The organism is Coprococcus sp. AM97-35 (assembly GCF_027697525.1).
Taxonomy (GTDB): domain Bacteria; phylum Bacillota; class Clostridia; order Lachnospirales; family Lachnospiraceae; genus Allocoprococcus; species Allocoprococcus comes.
Genome location: NZ_JAQESL010000001.1, coordinates 259413 through 276372, shown reverse-complemented (window position 1 = coordinate 276372; position 16960 = coordinate 259413). Strand labels below are relative to the sequence as shown.

Annotated in this window: 15 protein-coding genes; all 15 read left to right on the top strand. The window is 44.7% G+C overall.

Annotation, left to right across the window (positions count from 1 at the left end; translation table 11 throughout):
- Nucleotide 1: 1 nt before the first annotated feature.
- The 15 genes from argR (at nt 2) to PG840_RS01235 (ending at nt 16953) form a co-directional block, all read left to right on the top strand.
- Nucleotides 2-454 (top strand): arginine repressor, encoded by a 453-nt coding sequence (gene argR, locus PG840_RS01305; RefSeq protein WP_008369259.1) that lies wholly within the window; start codon nt 2-4, stop codon nt 452-454.
- Between the two features lie 12 nt (nt 455-466).
- Nucleotides 467-2143 (top strand): DNA repair protein RecN, encoded by a 1677-nt coding sequence (gene recN, locus PG840_RS01300; protein ID WP_270205162.1) that lies wholly within the window; start codon nt 467-469, stop codon nt 2141-2143.
- Nucleotides 2144-2223: 80 nt separating this feature from the next.
- Nucleotides 2224-3294 (top strand): SpoIVB peptidase, encoded by a 1071-nt coding sequence (gene spoIVB, locus PG840_RS01295; protein WP_022220248.1) that lies wholly within the window; start codon nt 2224-2226, stop codon nt 3292-3294.
- Between the two features lie 117 nt (nt 3295-3411).
- A complete protein-coding gene (gene spo0A / locus PG840_RS01290) occupies nt 3412-4197 on the top strand; it encodes a sporulation transcription factor Spo0A (RefSeq protein ID WP_055247075.1) in 786 nt (261 codons plus the stop codon).
- A 66-nt stretch (nt 4198-4263) separates the two neighbouring features.
- Nucleotides 4264-5700: a glycogen synthase GlgA gene (gene glgA / locus PG840_RS01285; protein WP_270205161.1), complete on the top strand. Its 1437-nt coding sequence runs from the start codon at nt 4264-4266 to the stop codon at nt 5698-5700.
- A gap of 73 nt (nt 5701-5773) precedes the next feature.
- Nucleotides 5774-6640 carry a methylenetetrahydrofolate reductase [NAD(P)H] gene (gene metF / locus PG840_RS01280; protein WP_008369248.1) on the top strand — a complete coding sequence of 289 codons (867 nt, stop codon included), beginning with the start codon at nt 5774-5776 and terminating at the stop codon, nt 6638-6640.
- A 15-nt stretch (nt 6641-6655) separates the two neighbouring features.
- Nucleotides 6656-7303 carry a vitamin B12 dependent-methionine synthase activation domain-containing protein gene (locus tag PG840_RS01275; protein WP_055155914.1) on the top strand — a complete coding sequence of 216 codons (648 nt, stop codon included), beginning with the start codon at nt 6656-6658 and terminating at the stop codon, nt 7301-7303.
- A 12-nt stretch (nt 7304-7315) separates the two neighbouring features.
- Nucleotides 7316-9742: a homocysteine S-methyltransferase family protein gene (locus PG840_RS01270; RefSeq protein WP_117556535.1), complete on the top strand. Its 2427-nt coding sequence runs from the start codon at nt 7316-7318 to the stop codon at nt 9740-9742.
- A gap of 134 nt (nt 9743-9876) precedes the next feature.
- On the top strand, nt 9877-10008 hold the full coding sequence (locus PG840_RS01265; protein ID WP_195249974.1) for a vanadium nitrogenase: 132 nt from the start codon (nt 9877-9879) through the stop codon (nt 10006-10008).
- A 118-nt stretch (nt 10009-10126) separates the two neighbouring features.
- Complete coding sequence (alaS, locus tag PG840_RS01260; protein ID WP_055247083.1) at nt 10127-12766, top strand: alanine--tRNA ligase; 2640 nt, start codon at nt 10127-10129, stop codon at nt 12764-12766.
- 158 nt (nt 12767-12924) lie between these two features.
- Entirely contained in the window at nt 12925-13101 is a 177-nt protein-coding gene (gene rpsU, locus PG840_RS01255) for a 30S ribosomal protein S21 (RefSeq protein ID WP_004054229.1), read from the top strand.
- A 64-nt stretch (nt 13102-13165) separates the two neighbouring features.
- Nucleotides 13166-13780 carry a putative ABC transporter permease gene (locus tag PG840_RS01250; protein WP_008369238.1) on the top strand — a complete coding sequence of 205 codons (615 nt, stop codon included), beginning with the start codon at nt 13166-13168 and terminating at the stop codon, nt 13778-13780.
- Nucleotides 13781-14000: 220 nt separating this feature from the next.
- Complete coding sequence (locus PG840_RS01245) at nt 14001-15242, top strand: aspartate aminotransferase family protein (RefSeq protein WP_270205160.1); 1242 nt, start codon at nt 14001-14003, stop codon at nt 15240-15242.
- Between the two features lie 98 nt (nt 15243-15340).
- On the top strand, nt 15341-15625 hold the full coding sequence (locus PG840_RS01240) for a hypothetical protein (protein WP_022219906.1): 285 nt from the start codon (nt 15341-15343) through the stop codon (nt 15623-15625).
- A gap of 71 nt (nt 15626-15696) precedes the next feature.
- On the top strand, nt 15697-16953 hold the full coding sequence (locus PG840_RS01235; RefSeq protein WP_270205177.1) for a D-alanyl-D-alanine carboxypeptidase family protein: 1257 nt from the start codon (nt 15697-15699) through the stop codon (nt 16951-16953).
- Nucleotides 16954-16960: the final 7 nt, after the last annotated feature.

Below are 16960 nucleotides of genomic sequence, written 5' to 3'. Positions count from 1 at the left end.
GATGAAAGTAAACCGACATGCCAAAATTGTAGAATTGATCAACAAATATCAGATTGAGACACAGGATGAGCTTGCCGAGTATCTGAATGAAGCGGGATTTAAAGTGACGCAGGCAACGGTATCCAGAGACATCCGCGACTTAAAGCTCACCAAGGTTCCGGCAGAAAACGGCAGGCAGAAATATGCGGTACTCCAGAGTGCACAGAACGGAATGACTGAAAAATATGTGCGCATTTTGCGGGATGGATTCAGCTCTATGGATATGGCTCAGAACATTCTGGTACTGAAAACGGTATCCGGTATGGCGATGGCAGTGGCTGCGGCACTGGATGCGATGAACTGGAATGAGATCGTTGGCTGTATTGCCGGGGATGATACGATCATGTGCGCTGTGCGGACCGTAGATGATACGATTCTACTGATGGAAAAGATCAAGAAACTACTGGAACAATAGACAGGAGAAAGAATGTTACAAAATTTGCATGTAAAAAATCTGGCGCTAATCGATGAGGCGGAAGTGGATTTCTCTGGTGGACTCAATATCCTGACCGGGGAAACCGGTGCCGGAAAATCAATTATCCTGGGGAGTGTCAGTCTTGCCCTGGGCGGAAGATATTCAGCAGATATGCTTCGTAAGGGAGCCGATAAGGGACTTGTAGAACTGACCTTTTATGTGGAAAATCCGGAAACGGTACGGAAGCTGGAAGAGATGGATCTTTCGCCGGACGGAGGGCAGATCATTATCACCAGACGGTTTAACGGAAACCGAAGTGTGAGCCGGATCAATGGAGAGACTGTGACACTGGGGCGGCTAAAGGAAGCAGCCCAGGTTCTGATCGATATTCACGGACAGCATGAGCATCAGTCACTGTTATATAAAAAAAATCATCTGGCAATTCTGGATGCATTTGCAAAAGAAGCCGGAGAATGGAAGAAAAAAGTGGCGGATTCATACAAGGAATACCGCCGGCTGGAAAAAGAACTTAAGGAAGCCGATAAAGACGAGGCTGAGAGAACCAAAGAGATTTCTTTTCTTGAATTTGAGATTGATGAGATTGAAAATGCAGGAATCACTGCGGCAGAATGCCAGTCGGTAGAAGAAGATTACCGGCGGATGATGCAGGGGAAAAGAATCGCAGAGAATCTGGAAGAGGCGTATCTGTATACAGCAGGAGAAGGCGGTATAAGTGCGGCAGAAGCGATCGGACGGGCAGTGCGTGCGGCGGCTGTGGCGGCAGAACATGATGACAAATCGGGAGAACTGTATGAACAGCTGGTCGAAGTGGAGAATCTGATCGGGGATTCCGGGCGCGAGCTTCGCTGTTATCTGGACAGTCTTTCCTTTGAACCGGAACAGTTCTATGAGACGGAGAGCCGGCTGAACCAGATCAATCATCTGAAGGTCAAATACGGAGATTCGGCAGAGGCAATCCTGCAGCATAAGGCGGATGACGAGGAGCGCCTCCTGATTTTAAAAAATTATGATGAATATTTAAATGAATTAAAGGGAAAACTGAAAAAATCAGAGGAACGTCTGCAAAAAGAATGCGAGGGTCTGTCGGAGATCCGTAAAAAAGAGGCAAAGCTTTTGCAGGCAAAGATCGCAGAAGGACTTCAGGATCTGAATTTCCTGGATGTCTGCTTTGAAATTCGGTTTTCAAAAACCTCCGGGTACACAGTAGAAGGAACGGATGAGGTGGAATTTATGATCTCCATGAATCCGGGTGAACCGACAAGACCGCTTGCAACTGTGGCATCCGGCGGTGAACTTTCCCGCATCATGCTTGCAATCAAGGCAGTCATGGCGGATAAAGATGAGATCGAGACACTGATCTTTGATGAGATTGATGTGGGGATCAGCGGTCGTACCGCACAGAAGGTTTCCGAGAAGATGTGCCTGATCGGCAGGAAACATCAGGTGATCTGCATTACGCATCTGGCACAGATCGCTGCAATGGCAGATACTCATTACCTGATTGAAAAACGGGTGGAAGATCAGATGACAAAGACCAAGATCCGGCAGCTTGACGGGGAAGAATCTGTGCAGGAGCTGGGAAGGATCCTTGGAGGCGCAAAGATTACGGATGCGGTGCTGGAAAACGCACGGGAGATGAAAATTCTGGCATCCGGTTTGAAAAAATAAGATTGAGCACATACTAGAGGCAGGAGAAAAAATCCTGCCTTATTTTTTGCGGAATTTTAGGGAGGAAAAAGGGGTGTGTAATGTCGGTTAGAAGTTATCGGAAAATGTTAAGTGTGTTATTAGCGGTAATCGTGGTTATAGGAGGCGGCTATTGCTACAGGGAATGGCGGGCTGAGAAAGCGGAGAGGGAGGCTTCGGTCAGTGAACTTTCGGGAAACCTTCTGATTCCGGGAGGGATGCCGGTTGGGATCTATATGGAGACGGATGGCGTGATGGTGCTGGGGACGCAGGAAATTAAGGGAAAAGATGGGATCGGTGTGAATCCGGCGAAGCATCTGGTGAAGGAGGGAGATTATATTGTCGGAGTTGATTCTGACAGTATTTATAATAAATCTGAGCTTATCGAACGGGTTAAAAAATTATCGAATAAGTCCGTTATCTTACACATTCGTCGAAAAAAAGTGTATATTGATGTACAACTTCATCCGACAAAAGATGAAGGCGGGGCATATAAACTTGGAATCTGGGTGCGTGATAACGCGCAGGGACTCGGCACAATCACTTTTCTGAATGCGGATAGTGAATACGGTGCGTTGGGACATGGAATACATGATGTAGATACCGGCAAACTGATCGAAATGTCAACGGGAAGATTATATGATACCAGCATTCAGAATATTAAAAAAGGTGAGAACGGAAATCCCGGAGGGATGGAAGGGATCATTGTCTACAATCATTACAATATTTTAGGTTCGATTACTACAAACACAGAGACAGGGATTTATGGGAAATTAGACAGGATTGAGAGAATATTTGACAGCAAAGAAGCTTATCCGGCTGTGGCAAAGGAAGAAATTCAGGTTGGAAAGGCGTATATCCGCTGTGCAGTAAGCGGAAAGACAGAAGATTATACAGTCAGAATCACAAAAGTTGACCTGGATGCCAGGGAGGTGAACAAGGGGATTGAAATTCAGGTTACTGACAAACGGTTACTTAAACTGACCGGTGGGATTGTGCAGGGAATGAGTGGAAGCCCCATCATGCAGAATGGAAAGATTATAGGTGCAGTGACACATGTTTTCGTACAGGATGCGACAAAAGGATACGGAATATTTATCGAAAATATGCTGGAAAATCTGAAAAAAGATTGAAATATGCGAACCTTGTCAGATTTCTGCGACACCATTTGCTTGTATTCGCAGAATACAGAAGGTTATAATAGGTTACATTCCAGTGCAAATTGTCACTTTAAGGAGGGGAAAGGCTTTATGGAAAAACTGAATGTAGCGATTGCTGACGATAACGAAAGAATGTTGAATTTACTAGGAGAAATTGTAGAAAGTGATAAAGATCTCAAACTGGTGGGAAAAGCCAGGAACGGAGAAGATATTTATCACATTATAAGAGATAAACAGCCTGACGTTGTACTTCTTGACCTGATCATGCCGAAAATGGATGGAATCAGTGTGATGGAAATGATAGGCGCAGATAAAACAGTAAAGAAACAGCCGAATTTTATTATTGTAACTGCGATTGGACAGGAGAGGATCACGGAAGATGCCTTCGAAAAAGGAGCAGCCTTCTACATCCTGAAACCATTTCGCAATGAAACAATCCTTCAGCGGATCAAAAGCTCCGGACATGCGGAAAAGAGTGTAGCGCCTTACACAGATTATACCGTATATGCGGAACCTTCTGAGGAGGACCTGGAAACACAGGTGACAGAACTGCTCCATGAAATCGGAATCCCGGCACATATAAAAGGGTATCATTATCTGAGGGATTCCATTCTGATGGCGGTTGACGATATGGAAGTTTTAAATGCGATCACAAAGATCCTGTATCCGACAGTCGCGAAAAAGAACCAGACCACATCGAGCCGTGTTGAACGGGCGATCCGCCATGCGATCGAGGTTGCATGGAGCAGGGGAAAGCTGGATACCTTAGAAGCTCTTTTCGGTTATACAGTAAGTAACGGGAAAGGAAAACCGACCAATTCTGAATTTATTGCTCTGGTCGCAGACACGATCAGACTGAAATCAAAGCGCAGATAATTCTTTTCAAACGAATGAAATTGAGGTATAATTATAAATAAGCCGCGAGAGTAAGGAGGGTGTTAAATGAAAAAAGTATTATTTGTGTCATCTGAAGCAGTTCCGTTTATCAAAACAGGAGGATTAGCCGATGTAGTGGGATCACTACCAAAATATTTTGATAAGAACAAATACGATGTACGTGTTATGCTTCCAAAGTATATGTGCATGAAAGACGAATGGAAAGATAAACTTTCTTATAGACTTCATTTCTATATGGATCTGAACTGGAGACAGCAGTATGTAGGGCTTCTTGAACTTCAGTACGAAGGAATCACTTTTTATTTCATAGACAATGAATATTATTTTAATGGTTCGAAGCCATATGGTGATATTGCATACGATATTGAGAAGTTTGCATTTTTTTCAAAAGCAGCCTTAAGTGCACTGCCACTTCTGGATTTCAGACCGGATATCATTCACTGTCATGACTGGCAGACCGGGCTTGTTCCGATTTATCTGGATAATTTCCGCTATAACAATGAGTTTTTCCGTGGAATCAAGACTGTGATCACCATACATAACCTCAAATTCCAGGGTATCTGGGATAAGAAGACGGTTATGGATATCACCGGACTTCCGGCATACTATTTCTCACCGGATAAGCTGGAAGCATATGACGATGCCAACTATCTGAAAGGCGGAATTGTCTACGCTGACCGTGTGACAACGGTAAGCAGCAGTTACGCGGAAGAGATCAAGACACCGTTTTACGGGGAGAAGCTGGAAGGACTGATGCAGGCAAGATCAAACTGCCTGTCAGGAATTGTCAATGGTATTGATTACGATGATTTTAATCCGGCAACAGATACCAACATTGCAAGAACTTATTCTGTCGAAAACTTCCGCAAGGAGAAAGTGAAAAATAAAATGGCGCTGCAGGAAGAACTCGGACTGGAGAGAGATCCGCACCGTATGATGATCGGTATCGTATCCAGACTGACCGACCAGAAGGGCTTTGACCTGATTGACTGTGTGATGGATGAACTTTGCCAGGATGCGGTTCAGATCGTCGTACTCGGTACCGGAGATGAGAGATACGAGAACATGTTCCGTCATTTCGCATGGAAGTATCCGGATAAGGTATCTGCACAGATCTATTATTCAGAGCCGATGTCTCACAAGATCTATGCATCCTGTGATGCATTCCTGATGCCGTCATTATTTGAACCATGTGGACTGAGCCAGCTGATGAGTCTGAGATATGGTACGGTGCCGATCGTAAGAGAGACAGGCGGACTCAAAGATACTGTAGAAGCTTACAACGAATACGAGAAGACCGGAACCGGATTCAGCTTCACCAATTACAATGCGCATGAGATGCTTGCAACTGTAAGATATGCAGAACAGATTTACTATGACAAGAAGCGTGACTGGAACAAGATCGTAGAGCGTGGTATGGAAAAAGACTTCTCATGGAAGAATTCAGCCAAGCTTTACGAAGAACTTTACGAAAATATGTAAAATGCATTCTGGTAATTTACCGGAAAATATGGTATCATGAAATGAAAAAATTTACAGAGGAGAAACATTCGTTATGAGGATTATAGACAAAATTAAAGCAGACGGAGTACATATTTCCTTTGAAGTGTTTCCACCGAAGACGGATGCGGGCTTTGAATCCGTGTTAAAAGCAACGGATGGGATCGCAGAACTTACCCCGTCATTTATCAGTGTTACCTATGGAGCCGGTGGTGGAACCAGTAAGAATACGGTTAAGATTGCAAGTCATATCAAGAATGACCTGAAGATTCCGGCACTTGCACATCTGACCTGTGTGTCCTCAACCAAGGAAGAGGTACATAAGGTTATCGGACAGCTTCAGAAAGAAGGGATTGAGAATATCCTTGCACTCAGAGGAGATATCCCGCAGGATGGACAGTTTCCGCTTCCGGGACAGTATTCTCATGCCTGTGAACTGATCGAAGACATCAAAAAAATGGGAGACTTCTGCATCGGAGCTGCATGCTATCCGGAAGGACATGTAGAGATGGAACACAAGAAAGATGATATCCGTTATCTCAAAGAAAAGGTAGATTGTGGAGTGGATTTTATTACCACACAGATGTTTTTCAATAATGATATTTTCTATAATTTCCTGTATCGTATCCGTGAACAGGGAATCATGATACCGGTGCTTCCGGGAATCATGCCGATCACAACGAAAAAGCAGCTCGCAAGAAGCTGCGCCCTTTCAGGAACTGCTGTTCCGCAGAGATTCCGTGCGATCGTAGATTATTTTGGAGATGATCCGGCAGCGATGAAGCAGGCGGGAATTGCATATGCGACCGACCAGATCATTGACCTGATCGCAAATGGAGTTCGCAATATCCACGTATATTCGATGAATAAACCGGAAGTAGCTGCTGCAATCATGCAGAACCTTTCAGAAATCGTAAAATAAAGGAACATAAGAAAGATGACAGATGCCAGAACGAAAGAAGCAATTCGTTATCTGGGATATGGAAGACATGCGGTAGATGAACAGACGCTTGCGCTGATCGATGTTTCCTTCGGGGAACTCGATCAGACTACGCAGGCAAAATCCGTCTATCGCATTTTTGACTGTAAAGTTACAGGAGAAGACCAGGTGACGATCGGAAAAATGAATATTAAAAGCAGAAGTCTCGGAAAGAATCTCAGAGGTTGCAAAGAGGCAGTTGTATTTGGCGCAACACTCGGTACCAGTGTCGATATACTGATGAAACGTTATTCACTGACAGATATGGCGAAATCTGTCGTATTGCAGGCATGCGCAGCTGCATATCTGGAGGAGTACTGTGACGATCTGCAGCTTTCGATCGGAGAAGAGTTAAAAGCACAGAATAAATGGCTCAGACCGAGATTCAGTCCGGGGTACGGTGATTTTGATATCCATCATCAGGACGATATCTTACGGATGCTGGATACGGCAAAGAAGATCGGACTTACCATGACAGACAGCTATATGCTCACACCGACAAAATCGGTGACTGCAATCATTGGGATCAGTGATACGCAGGAAAAATGCCACATCAAAGGCTGCGAAGTGTGTGAGAAGAAGGACTGCATTTACAGAAGAAATTAAGGAGCGTAGGGTATGAATATCAGAGAACGTTTGGGAAAAGAACTTTTATTTTTAGATGGAGGAATGGGAACTCTTCTGCAGGCAGAAGGACTTGCACCGGGAGAGCTTCCGGAGACCTGGAACATCGAACATCCGGAAAAGGTGGAAGCGATTCACCGCAGATATTATGAAGCAGGAAGTGATGTGGTTCTTGCAAATACCTTTGGCGCTAATGTCTGCAAATTTCATGATGACAGATATACGGTTGAAGAAGTGATCCGTGCAGGGATTGCAAATGCAAAAAGAGCAGGGGAGCAGATTGGAAAAGAGACTTATGTGGCACTGGATATGGGACCGACCGGAAAGCTATTAAAACCAATGGGAGATCTGGATTTTGATGATGCTTATGAAGCATTTGCAGAAGCCGTCCGCTATGGAGAAAAGTACGGTGCAGACCTGATCCATATCGAGACCATGAGTGACACCTATGAAGTAAAGGCAGCCATTCTTGCAGCAAAAGAAAATTCTTCTCTTCCGGTATTTGTAACCATGATCTTTGATGAAAGAGGAAAGCTTCTGACAGGTGGGGATGTCCCTTCTGTTGTGGCAATGCTGGAAGGACTCCGCGTAGATGCACTGGGGCTGAACTGTGGACTTGGGCCGAAACAGATGCTTCCAATCCTGAACGATTTAAGAAGATATACCTCCCTTCCGATCATTGTGAAGCCAAATGCCGGACTTCCTAAGCAGAAGAACGGGGAAACGTATTACGATGTAGAGCCGGATGAGTTTGCCCGGATCATGCAGGAGGTTGTAAAAGGAGGAGCCTGTGTGATCGGCGGATGCTGCGGAACGACACCGGAGCATATTAAAAAGCTGGTAGAAGAATGCAAAGATCTTCCGCTGCGTGAGATCGAGAAAAAGCATGATACGATCGTATCTTCTTATGGACAGGCTGTGATCCTGGATGATATGCCGCGTATCATCGGAGAAAGAATCAACCCGACCGGAAAGAAAAAATTCAAAGAAGCATTGAAAAATGAAGATATGGACTACATCCTGAAAGAAGCGATCACGCAGCAGGATAAGGGCGCGCACATTCTGGATGTCAATGTAGGACTTCCGGATATTGACGAAGTTGCCATGATGGAAAAAGTTGTAAAAGAACTGCAGAGCGTGACCAGTCTTCCACTTCAGATTGACACAGTAGATGGAAAGGCTATGGAACGTGCAATGCGCATCTACAATGGAAAGCCGATGATCAACTCTGTAAACGGAAAGCAGGTTTCTATGGACGAAGTATTCCCTCTGATCCGGAAATACGGCGGTGTGGTTGTCGGACTGACCATTGATGAAGAGGGGATTCCGAAGGACGCAGAAGGCCGTGTGCGTGTTGCGGGTAAAATCATCAACGAAGCAGCCAAATACGGAATCGACAAGAAAGATATTGTGATCGACGTGCTGACCATGACCATCAGTTCGGAAAAAGACGGGGCAAAGGTTACTCTGGAAGCACTGAAGAGAGTACGGGAAGAATTCGGGGTCAGAACCGTTCTTGGAGTATCGAATATTTCTTTTGGACTTCCAAGGCGCCCGATCGTCAACAGCTATTTCTATGCGATGGCAATGCAGAACGGACTGACGGCAGGAATCATCAATCCATCCTCAGAAGATATGATGAAAGCTTATCGTTCTTATAATGCACTGATGGGCTTTGATGAAAATTGTACGAATTATATCAGTACTTATGCGGGAACCACAGAGACGGTGACAGTCCAGGCATCGCAGGCAGCTGCAGCAGCCGGAAATGCACCAAAAGCTGCAGGCGTTGAGATGACACTCAAATATGCGATCGAGAGAGGGCTGAAAGAAGAGGCACATCATATCACCCGTGACCTGATCGGTACGAGGGAACCGCTGGATATCATCCAGGAGGAACTGATCCCGGCACTCAATGTAGTCGGTGAAGGTTTTGAAAAGGGAACCGTCTTCCTTCCGCAACTTCTGATGAGTGCGGATGCTGCGAAGATTGCCTTTGCAGTTATCAAGGATGTGCTTGCTTCATCCGGACAGGAAGAAGAAAAGAAGGAGAAGATCATCCTTGCTACCGTGAAAGGTGATATCCATGATATCGGAAAGAATATAGTGAAAGTTCTTCTTGAAAATTATGGTTTTGATGTGATCGATCTCGGAAAGGATGTGCCGCCGGAGGCAATCGTAGAAAAAGCAGTTGAGGAGAATGTCACTTTGGTAGGCTTAAGTGCGCTGATGACCACAACTGTAGTCAGCATGGAAGAGACGATCAAACTCTTAAGAGAGAAAAAACCGGACTGCAAAGTCATGGTAGGCGGGGCTGTTCTGAACCAGGATTACGCGGATATGATCGGGGCAGATTTCTATGGAAAAGATGCCATGCAGTCCGTACACTATGCGCAGAAATTTTTTGGCATGGTGGAGTAGGAACTGCAAGGCAGATACAAAAGGTCGAAATTGTATGTGAAAACGCTAAAAAAGTTTGGAAAATTTTTTTGTATATGCTATAATATGCATAAATCAAGGAGAAAAGAAAATGATAGCATGGGAGGCATGACAAGATGGCATTTTTTTCAACACTGATTTCTACGGTATTGAAAATGCTCTTTATCGGAGTGTTTGCAGTCGGAGGGGTTTTTGCAGGCAAGAAGCTTCGCGAAAGAAAAGACGCAAAGAATTCAGAGACTAAGTAGAATGGAAAAAAGAAGGAATCGCAGAAAATGCGGTTCCTTTTTAAATTTCATTATATTGACAAGCCATCAAAATCTCTTTATAATTAGAATTTAGCTGATAGAAGCGAGGAGGATAAAGATGAAAGCTTACGGAGTTAACGAACTTAGACGCATGTTTCTTGACTTTTTTGAGAGCAAAGGTCATTTAAAAATGAAAAGCTTTTCGCTGGTGCCGCACAATGATAACAGCCTTCTGCTGATCAATTCAGGAATGGCACCGCTGAAACCATATTTTACAGGACAGGAGATCCCACCGAGACGCCGTGTGACAACCTGTCAGAAATGTATCCGTACAGGAGATATCGAGAACGTAGGAAAGACTGCACGTCACGGTACTTTCTTTGAAATGCTTGGTAACTTCTCATTCGGTGATTACTTTAAGACAGAAGCAATCCACTGGTCATGGGAATTCCTGACAGAAGTGGTTGGACTGGATCCGGATCGTCTGTACCCGTCCGTATATGAAGACGATGATGAGGCATGGAAGATCTGGAACGAAGAGATTGGTATTGCACCGGAGAGAATTTTCCGTTTTGGAAAAGAAGACAACTTCTGGGAGCATGGATCAGGTCCGTGCGGTCCGTGTTCAGAGATTTACTATGACCGTGGAGAAAAATACGGATGCGGTAAACCGGGATGTACAGTAGGCTGCGAATGTGACCGTTATATGGAGATCTGGAACAACGTATTTTCACAGTTCGACAATGATGGACATGGAAACTACAGCGAACTGAAGCAGAAGAATATTGATACCGGTATGGGACTTGAGAGACTTGCATGTATCGTACAGGATGTAGATTCTATGTTCGATATTGATACTTTAAAAGCACTGCGTGACCAGGTATGTGAGATCGCAGGAGTATCTTATGGAGATAATGAAAGCACAGACGTATCTCTGCGTGTAATCACAGACCATGTGCGTTCTGTATCTTTCATGATCTCTGATGGTATTATGCCGTCTAATGAAGGAAGAGGATATGTTCTTCGCCGTCTTCTCCGCCGTGCATGCCGTCACGGAAGACTTCTGAACGTTGCACCGGGATTCCTTACAGATCTTGCTGCAACTGTGATCGAAGGCTCTAAAGACGGATATCCGGAGCTGGAAGAAAAGAAAGACTTTATCATGAATGTCATCCGCAAGGAAGAAGAGCAGTTTGAGAAGACCATCGACCAGGGGCTTGTCATTCTGAATGAGATGAAAGAAAAGATGGCAGAAGAAGGAACAAAGACTCTGTCCGGAGAAGATGCGTTCAAATTATATGATACCTATGGATTCCCAATCGATCTTACCAAAGAGATCCTGGAAGAAGAAGGTATAGATATTGATGAAGAGGGATTTAAAGCCGCAATGGAAGTTCAGCGTCAGACTGCAAGAAAAGCACGTAAGGCAACGAACTACATGGGAGCAGATGCAACCGTATACGAATCCATCGATCCGTCTGTAACTTCTAAGTTTGTCGGATACGAGCATCTGGAATATGAATCGAAGATTACGGTACTTACCACAGAAGATGAGATCGTAGACGCTCTTTCTGACGGTGAGAGAGGAACCATCTTTGTAGATGAGACTCCGTTCTACGCAACAAGCGGTGGACAGGAAGCCGACCACGGTGTGATCAAATGCGGTGACGGTGAATTTGTTGTGGAAGATGTGAAGAAGATGCTTGGTGGCAAGATCGGTCATATCGGTTATATGGCAAAGGGTATGATGAAGGTTGGAGATCAGGTTACTCTGACCGTTGATTCGCAGAGACGTGTGCTTTGTGCAAGAAACCACAGTGCGACCCATCTGCTTCAGAAAGCACTCCGTACCGTACTTGGTACACATGTAGAACAGTCCGGATCTTATGTAGACGACAAGAGACTTCGTTTCGACTTCTCTCATTTCTCGGCAATGACACCGGAAGAACTGCAGAAAGTAGAAGATATGGTAAATGAAAGCATTTCCAGATCTCTGCCGGTTGTCATTAAGAACATGCCGATCGAAGAAGCAAGAAAGACCGGAGCACAGGCTCTGTTCGGTGAGAAATACGGCGACATTGTCCGTGTTGTAAATATGGGAGATTACTCTATTGAGTTCTGCGGTGGTACACATGTTGCCAATACAAGCGAGATCGGAGCATTCAAGATCCTGTCTGAAAGTGGTGTGGCAGCAGGGGTACGCCGTATCGAAGCACTTACATCCAAAGGACTGATGGATTATTATGGAGAACTGGAACAGTTGCTTCATGAAGCAGCCAAGCTCCTGAAAGCAACTCCGGATACTGTATCTGAGAAGATCGCACACCTTCAGGCTGAGAACAAAGAACTTCACAGTGAAGTAGAAAGCCTGAAGAGCAAGCTTGCAAAAGATGCCATGGGTGATGTGATGGATCAGGTAGAAGAAGTAGCCGGCGTAAAAGTGATTGCTGTCAGCGTAGAAGATATGGACATGAACGGACTGCGTGACCTTGGAGACCAGCTCAAGGAGAAGATCGGAGAAGGCGTGGTCGTGATCGCATCCAGCGCGAACGGCAAGGTAAGCCTGATGGCTACAGCAACAGATGAAGCAATGAAGAAGGGTGCTCACGCAGGCAACCTGATCAAGGCAATCGCTTCCTGTGTAGGTGGCGGCGGCGGTGGACGTCCGAACATGGCACAGGCTGGCGGAAAGAACCCGGCTGGAATCCCGGATGCCCTTGCAAAAGTCAAAGAGGTACTGGCAGAACAGATAAAATAATGCCGGAAAATGACAGATTTATGCATATTTTTCCTATTTTTCAAAAAATTCTTGACTGAGATGAAAAATATGATATAATCTAATGTAGTGCAATAAATATACCCGAACAGTCGTATGATGCACAATACCAGGCTGGAGGGGAGGTTAGGTGTGAGACTATGTCAAATGTAATCGTTAAAGAAAACGAAACGTTAGATAGTGCTTTACGCAGATTCAAAAGAAACTGTGCCAAAGCAGGAATTCAGCAGGAGATTCGCAAAAGAGAACATTACGAAAAACCAAGCGTTAGACGTAAAAAGAAATCTGAAGCTGCTAGAAAACGTAAATATAACTAATATGTGCAGAACAATAATGGAGGGTTTATGATTCATAAACCCTCCATTTTTACAGGAAAATTTTATGTGGTGGAATAGGATAATATTTGGAATAGATGGATATGAGGTTGTGATGTGGTTTCTGACTTACAGCATGATGGGATGGCTGGTGGAATCCATCTATATGTCATTTTGTAATCATAAGATTACGAACAGGGGCTTTGCAAAAGGTCCGTTTTGCCCGATCTACGGGTTTGGTGCTCTTACGGTGTTTTTTATATTACGTCCGTATAGCGACAATAGTATACTGCTGTTTTTCCTGGGATCGTTTCTTGCAACGACGTTGGAATTTCTGACGGCACTTGTGATGAAGCGCATTTTCGGTGAGATCTGGTGGGATTACCATGAGAAGCCATTTAACTACAGGGGGATCATCTGTCTGGAGAGTTCGATCGCATGGGGATTCTATACGTTGTTCCTTTTTATGTTCCTGCAGAACATAGTTGCAGCGTTTGTTGCCATGATACCGGTTCGTGCAGGGCGTGCAATTGGCAATCTGATCCTGATTGGATACATTATGGATTTTTCCGCGACAATTTATCGCCAGAAGAAAGAAAATCTTCGGGAAAGCATGGATGAGGAACAAATACAGCAGATTGAACAAGCAAAAGACAAAATGAAAGATAATTTTTTGACATAATTGTTGTTGACAAAACCATAGACTGTGGTCTATACTGTGTCTTGTAAACGACAAGGACGTCATGTACAGTTAGTACATGGCGTCTTTTTGTTTAGCGGTAAATTCCGAAGGGATTTCCTGCTAAACAAAAGGCACATTCTTTTACACATTTTTATTCGAAGTCCGGAACGAATAGCATGAAGTAGTATATGATCAAAAGAAGGAAAGCGAGGAGATTCTTATGAAACTCAAAGACACAGGACTCACAGCAGAAGAATTAAAGGACATTGTAAAAAAATATATGGTAGAAACCTATGCAAGATATGATTTTATCGCAGAACGTGCAGAAGGTATGTATCTCTACGATGAAAAAGGAGTAGCTTACCTCGACTTTTATGGTGGAGTTGCCGTAAATACACCAGGTAACAGAAATCCGAAGGTTGTCGCAGCAGTAAAAGACCAGCTTGATGACATCATGCATACATTCAATTACCCATACACAATTCCACAGGCACTTCTCGCAAAGAAGATCTGTGACACGATCGGAATGGATAAGATTTTCTTCCAGAACTCAGGAACAGAAGCCAACGAATGTATGATCAAGATGGCAAGAAAATACGGCGTTGAAAAATATGGCCCGGAACATTACCATATCGTAACAGCAATCAATGGTTTCCACGGAAGAACATACGGAGCACTTTCCGCAACAGGACAGCCGGATAATGCATGCCAGCTTGGATTCAAACCGATGCTTCCGGGATTCTCCTACGCAGAATATAACAACCTTGAAGATTTCAAGTCAAAAGTAACAGATAACACGATCGCGATCATGATCGAGCCGGTACAGGGCGAAGGTGGTGTACATCCGGCAACACAGGAATTTATCGAAGGACTTCGTAAACTCTGTAATGAAAGAGGTATGCTTCTCCTTCTCGATGAAGTACAGACCGGATGGGGACGTACAGGATCTCCAATGGCATTCATGGGATATGGTGTAAAACCTGACTGTGTAACGATGGCAAAAGCTATGGGAGGCGGAATGCCGATCGGTGCATGCTGCGCAAGCGAAGAAGTAGCTGCAGTATTTACATCAGGAACACATGGCTCTACATACGGTGGACATCCACTTGCATGTGCCGCATCTCTTGCTTCCATTTCTGAAATCCTCGACAAAGATTTAAGTGGAAATGCAAAAGTAATGGGTGAATACATGAAAGAAAAACTTGCAGAGCTTCCACATGTAAAAGAAGCAAGAGGAAAAGGACTTCTGGTAGGATGCGAATACGATATTCCGATCGCTCTTGAAGTAAAATGGGCATGCTTCAGAAGAAGACTTCTGATCACAGCGATCGGCGACAGCGTAAACCGTATGATCCCGCCGCTGATCCTTGCAAAAGAACACGTAGATCAGGCAATCGAGATCATGAGAGATGCAATCAACGAAGTTGCTGCAAAATATGAGGCAGATCAGAAGACTGCATAGTATAGACATTCCTCCGACTTATTGATATAATTGTATAAAAAATAGAGTACCGGCACAGAAATCCCCCAGTTTCTGTGCCGGTTTTTGAGGTGAAAAATATGTTAGAAAGAATGCAGCTTTTTCCGCTGAATTTTTATAAAAAAGCGAAATTTAACGGAAGTATGGGAAAAATGAACTATCGCCTGGCGAAAGAAGAAAAAAAGACCGATGAGGAAAATTCAGAAACGATTCTTGTCGGAAGTATCTGGGAAGGACCGTTTATTTATGATAAGATTCCACAGGAAAAGATCACAAAGAGAGAATTCCCATTTGCAGAAGAAGGAATCTGTCAGGCAATGGACTGGTTCAATGAGGAAGGCGAAAAAATGAACCGGGAAGTGTAAAGAAAGGTTCTATTTTCCTGTCAGAAGGCTTATTTATATAGTATCGATGGATGGAAAAAAGGAGTCTTATGATGCGCAAATTTCTGGCAGGTCTGCTTGGCATGGTTCTGTGCGTGCAGACCGTATATGGGATCCCGGTCCGGGCGGCAGATGTTTTCGAGCCGGGAGAAAGACCGAAAGCTATGCAGGATGTGATCCGGCAGGAGGATCCGGAGCAGACGAACAGAGACAATTCGGGCAATCTGACCGATCTGGAACTATCTGCTGAGTCTGCAGTTATTATGGAAGCTTCCGGAGGTCAGGTTCTCTTAGAAAAAAATGCGGATGAGAAAAGGCCCCCGGCGAGTGTGACAAAGGTTATGACGCTGCTTCTGATCTTTGATGCACTGGCAGACGGAACGATCACGCCGGATACCGAAGTCACAACTTCTGAGTACGCTGCATCGATGGGCGGATCCCAGGTATTTCTGGAAGCTGGTGAGAAGCAGACTGTGGATACAATGATCAAGTGCATTGCTGTGGCAAGTGCCAATGATGCCTGCGTGGCGATGGCAGAAAAGATTGCCGGGAATGAACCGGCTTTTGTGGAAAAGATGAATCAGAGATCGGCAGGGCTTGGAATGACGAATACCCATTTTGTCAACTGCAATGGACTGGACACGGAAGGGCATCTGACGACAGCGAGAGACATTGCACTGATGTCACGGGAACTGATCACGAAGTATCCACAGATCGAGAACTACTCAACGATCTGGATGGAAAATATTACCCACACTACGGCAAAGGGCAGCAGTGAATTCGGACTGAGTAATACCAACAAACTGATCCGGCAGTATGAATACGCAACCGGACTGAAGACCGGATCCACAAGCGGTGCGAAGTTCTGCCTGTCTGCAACGGCAAGAAAAGACGGGGTCAATATGATTGCGGTTGTGATGGCAGAGCCGGATTCTAAGACACGGATAAAGGATGCCATTGCCATGTTAAACTATGGCTTTGGGAAATGCAGTATTTACCAGGATGAAAAGGCACTGGAAAAAATTGTGTATGCCGAAGTGAAACATGGAATGCAGGAGAAGGCAAAGGGAGAGACGCTGGAGGGCTTCCGGTATGTGGATACCAGTGGATCAGATCTGTCTGCCGTGGAAAAAGAGGTACAGATACAGAAACAGACTGCCCCGGTAAAGAAAGGCGACCAGATCGGAGAAGTCATTTACCGGCTGAATGAGAAAACCATCGGAAGCGTTCCGGTTTATGCGACAGAAGGTGTCGGGGAGTTGACATTTGGGGGCGCATTCCTTAAAATTCTGGAAGAAATGATGGTATAACGAAAGA